Origin of the sequence: Tardiphaga sp. (genome assembly GCF_028290785.1) — a bacterium.
GTDB lineage: Bacteria > Pseudomonadota > Alphaproteobacteria > Rhizobiales > Xanthobacteraceae > Tardiphaga.
The window spans coordinates 1-3,002 of record NZ_JAQGJD010000185.1 but is presented as its reverse complement, the minus strand read 5'-3'; the positions used below and the strand labels follow the sequence as shown (position 1 = coordinate 3,002).

Annotated in this window: 3 protein-coding genes; all 3 read left to right on the top strand. The window is 63.4% G+C overall.

What is annotated here, in order from left to right:
• The first annotated feature begins 173 nt into the window (after nucleotides 1-173).
• Nucleotides 174-1,979 (top strand): class I poly(R)-hydroxyalkanoic acid synthase, encoded by a 1,806-nt coding sequence (gene phaC / locus JWR89_RS10670; RefSeq protein WP_299715440.1) that lies wholly within the window; start codon nucleotides 174-176, stop codon nucleotides 1,977-1,979.
• Nucleotides 1,980-2,117: 138 nt separating this feature from the next.
• The gene (locus tag JWR89_RS10665; protein WP_299715437.1) at nucleotides 2,118-2,516 is read left to right on the top strand and encodes an MAPEG family protein; all 399 of its coding nucleotides are present in this window, start codon (nucleotides 2,118-2,120) and stop codon (nucleotides 2,514-2,516) included.
• Nucleotides 2,517-2,657: 141 nt separating this feature from the next.
• On the top strand, nucleotides 2,658-3,002 hold a 345-nt coding region (locus JWR89_RS10660; protein ID WP_299715434.1), incomplete at its 3' end, for a glutaminase.

Sequence of the window (3,002 nt, the reverse complement as noted above, 5' to 3'; positions counted from 1 at the left end):
AGAACCCGACGCGCTTTGCTGCATTAGTCTGCAAGAAGCCAGTGTATGCGTCGGCATTAAGGCCGAGGTCACTTCGCACTGCAACACAAGGTTTTCTGAAACACGCGAGCAAACATGTCATCATCCTTGCAAGGCCGCTTGTTATCGTCGTCCATTCCACCAGAGTTGCTGATATGAGCGAAATTGCCACCGCCTCCCGCACCGAGCCCAGGTTCAATCCCGAGGCGTTCTCCCTGAACCTCGCGCGGGCGATGGAGAACAGCGGCAAGGCGCTCGCGACCTTCCTTGAATCGCGATCGAAGGAGGGTCCGGTCGAGAAACCGCCCGCGCAGCTCACCGAGATCGTCAAGACATTTTCGACGGTCGCCGATTACTGGCTTTCCGACAAGGAACGCACCGCAGCCGTGCAGATGCGGCTGGGCAAGGCGTATATGGAGCTGTGGGGCAATGCGATCCGCCGCATGTCCGGCGAGGCGCCTGAGCCGCTTATTTCGCCCCCGCCGCGGGACAAGCGCTTCGCCGATCCGCAATGGCGCGAGAACCAGTTCTACGACTTCCTGATGCAGCTCTATCTGCTCAGCACCAAATTCGCCCAGGAACTGGTGCAGGAGGCCGAGGCGCTGGATCCCCACACCCGCAAGAAAGCGGAGTTCTACGTCCAGCAGATCAGCAACGCCCTGGCCCCCTCGAATTTCGTGCTGACTAACCCGGAACTGCTGCGCCAGACGCTCCAGTCGAGCGGGTCCAACCTCGTCGCCGGCATGCAGATGCTGGCGGAGGACATTGCCGCCGGCAAAGGCAGCCTGCGCATCCGCCAGTCCGATCCCGCCAACATGGAAGTCGGCGTCGACATGGCGACGACGCCGGGCAAGGTGATCTACCAGAACGAGGTGATGCAGCTGATCCAGTATCAGCCTGCCACCGAAAACGTGCTGCGCACGCCGCTGCTGATCGTGCCGCCCTGGATCAACAAGTTCTATATTCTCGACCTGAAGCCGGAAAAATCCTTCATCAAGTGGTGCGTCGATCAGGGCGTCACGGTGTTCGTGATCTCCTGGGTCAATCCCGACAAGCGGCTCGGCGGCAAGACCTTCGACGACTACATGAAGGAAGGCCCGCTGGCAGCGATGGATGTGATCGAGAAGGTGACCGGCGAACTGACCGTGCACACCATCGGCTATTGCGTCGGCGGCACCCTGCTCGCTTCCACCTTGGCTTGGCTCGCCGAGAAGCGCCGCGTGCGGGTGGCGTCGGCGACGTTCCTGGCCGCGCAGGTGGACTTTACCCATGCCGGCGACCTGATGGTGTTCGTCGATGAGGAACAGATTTCCGCGCTGGAAAAGGACATGCAGGCCGCCGGCGTGCTGGAAGGCAGCAAGATGGCGATGGCCTTCAACATGCTGCGCTCCAACGACCTGATCTGGTCCTACGTGGTCAGCAACTATCTCAAGGGAAAACCGCCTTCGGCGTTCGACCTGCTGCACTGGAATTCCGACGCGACCCGGATGCCGGCGGCGAACCATTCGTTCTATCTGCGCAACTGCTATCTCGAGAACAAGCTCTCCAGCGGCAACATGGTGCTCGACAACACCCGGCTCGACCTCTCCAAGGTCAAGGTGCCCGTCTACAACCTCGCCACCCGTGAGGACCATATCGCGCCGGCCGAATCGGTGCTGTACGGTTCGCAGTTCTTCGGCGGCCCGGTGAAGTACGTGCTGTCGGGCTCCGGCCACATCGCCGGCGTGGTCAATCCGCCCGCCTCCGGCAAATATCAGTACTGGACCAACGACAATACCAGCGCCACCACGCTGACCGACTGGATGAAGACCGCGCAGGAGCACGCCGGCTCGTGGTGGCCGAACTGGCGCGAATGGCTGTCGGGCATCGACGCCGCGGAGGTGCCGGCGCGGGCCGTCGGCACCGCCGAACTGCCGGCGCTCGAGGATGCACCTGGCAGCTACGTCCGGGTGCGCGCCTGAACTTCCCCACAGCCCTGCATTGGCGTTGTCGCAGCAACCGTCTATGATTTGAATCAGCGCCCGGCTTTTGCCGCGGCGCCGATTTGATTGACCCGTTCTCCGCGTCGCCGCGGGATTTATTGACGAAGGGAACCGCGGATGACGCGTGAATTGTTCTGGCTGACGCTGACCGTAATCCTTACCGGGCTGCTCTGGGTGCCCTACGTGCTGAACCGCTGCATGGTGCGCGGCCTGTCCGGCGCGATGGCCAACCCGAGCCGCACCGACAAGCCGATGGCCGAATGGGCCAACCGGCTGATGTTCGCCCATGACAATGCTGTCGAGAACCTGATCGTGTTCGCGCCTTTGGTGCTGATCCTCAACGCCGCCGACATCTCGACCCCCACCACCGTGCTGGCCTGCGCGGTGTATTTCTGGTCCCGCCTCGTGCACCTGATCGTCTATACGATGGGGCTGCCGATCCTGCGCACGGTCGCCTTCCTGGTTGGCTTCGCGGCGCAGGCGGTGCTCGCCGTCGCGATCCTGCGGCTGGCGTAAACTTGTTCTGCGACGGCCCATCCGCGTCATGGCCGGGCCCGTCCCGGCCATCCACGGTGTCGCGCGCGGACGTGGATGCCCGGCATAACGCCGGGCATGACGAATGAGAGACCGGCGCGCGCGGAATGAAGCTGAACTGACATGACTCACGCTGCTCCGAACCTCGAAACCGTCGTCCGGGAAATCGCCGAGGAGATGGCTGCACGGACCGACCGGGGCGAGGTCGCCAGCTACATTCCCGAGCTGGCCGGGATCGATCCCCAGCAGTTCGGGCTCGTGGTCACCGACGCCGATGGCAACGTCGCAGCCGGCGGCGATGCCGACGTGCCGTTCTCGATCCAGAGTATCTCGAAGGTGTTCACGCTGACGCTGGCGCTCGGCATGGTCGGCGACCGCCTGTGGCGCCACGTCGGCCGCGAGCCGTCCGGCAATCCGTTCAATTCCATCGTCCAGCTCGAGCGCGAGCGCGGCGTGCCGCGCAATCCC

Coding starts and splice junctions, on each gene's coding strand:
- phaC (WP_299715440.1), top strand. CDS start 174: ATGAGCGAAATTGCCACCGCCTCCCGCACCGAGCCCAGGTTCAATCCC.
- JWR89_RS10665 (WP_299715437.1), top strand. CDS start 2,118: ATGACGCGTGAATTGTTCTGGCTGACGCTGACCGTAATCCTTACCGGG.